Annotated in this window: 1 protein-coding gene; it reads right to left on the bottom strand. The window is 65.2% G+C overall.

Annotated elements, in window-relative coordinates:
• Nucleotides 1–5 precede the first annotated feature (5 nt).
• Nucleotides 6–1280: xylose isomerase (xylA, locus tag FB548_RS18685; RefSeq protein ID WP_142126322.1), on the bottom strand; the 1275-nt coding region annotated here is incomplete at its 5' end.

The following is a 1280-nucleotide window of genomic DNA, read 5'->3' as shown; positions in this document are numbered from 1 at the left end:
CGCGCTCAGCGCAGCAGGTACTGGTTGAGCAGGTTCTCGTAACGCTCCTGCTTGCCGCTGATCTGCTTCGGTTCACCCTGCTTGGCCGCCAGCGCGGCCAGATCGGCCAGACCGAGCTTGCCGGTCTCGAAGTCCTTGCCCGCACCACTATCGAAGCTGGCGTAGCGTTCCTTGCGCCACTGCTCCCACGGCGAGTCGGTCAGCAGCGCGTGGGCGACTTCAAGGCCGCGTGCGAACGCGTCCATGCCGCCGATGTGGGCGATGAACAGGTCTTCCAGGTCGGTCGACTCGCGACGCACCTTGGCATCGAAGTTCAACCCGCCCTCCAGTCCGCCCTGACGCAGCACCACCAGCATCGCCCCGACGGTGTCGTACAGGTCGGTGGGGAACTGGTCGGTATCCCAGCCGTTCTGCGCATTTCCGCGGTTGGCGTCGATGCTGCCCAGCAGGCCATGGTCACTGGCCACCTGCAGGTCGTGCTCGAAGGTATGGCCGGACAGCGTGGCGTGGTTGGCTTCGATGTTCAGCTTGAAGTCCTTCGCCAGCCCGTGCTCCTTCAGGAAGCCGGCCACCGTGGCGCTGTCGAAGTCGTACTGGTGCTTCATCGGCTCCATCGGCTTGGGCTCGATCAGGAAGTTGCCCTTCAGCCCGATGCTGCGGCCGTAGTCGCGCGCCATGGTCAGGAAGCGGGCGAAGTGCTCCACCTCGCGCTTCATGTCCGTGTTCACAAGCGAGGCGTAACCTTCCCGGCCGCCCCAGAACACGTAATGCTCGCCGCCCAGTTCGACGGTGGCCTCCAGCGCGGCCTTCACCTGCACGGCGGCACGGGCGACCACGGCGAAGTCCGGATTGGTCGAGGCGCCATTCATGTAGCGCGGATGCGAGAACAGGTTGGCGGTGCCCCACAGCAGCTTGATGCCGGTGGCGTCCTGCCGCGCCTTGGCCAGGGCGGTCATGTGCTTGAGGTTCTTCTGGTACTGGCCGATGTCCTCTGCATCCGGGGCCAGGTCGATGTCGTGGAAGCACCAGTACGGCACGCCCAGTTTGGTGAAGAACTCGAACGCCGCATCGACCTTGGCTTCGGCGGTGGCCATGGGCGAACCTGCTTCCCACGGGAAGTGACGCGTGCCCGGGCCGAAGGGGTCATGGCCGGCGTTGCAGAAGGTGTGCCAGTAGCAGACCGCGAAGCGCAGGTGCTCCTGCATGGTCTTGCCGCCGATGGTCTTCTGCGCGTCGTAGACCTTGAACGCCAGCGGGTTGTCCGAGCCACGGCCTTCGAA

Origin of the sequence: Pseudoxanthomonas sp. 3HH-4, assembly GCF_006716465.1 — a bacterium.
Taxonomy (GTDB): Bacteria; Pseudomonadota; Gammaproteobacteria; order Xanthomonadales; family Xanthomonadaceae; genus Pseudoxanthomonas_A.
Note: the sequence above shows the minus strand (reverse complement) of the source record. Positions and strands in the feature narration are given on the sequence as shown.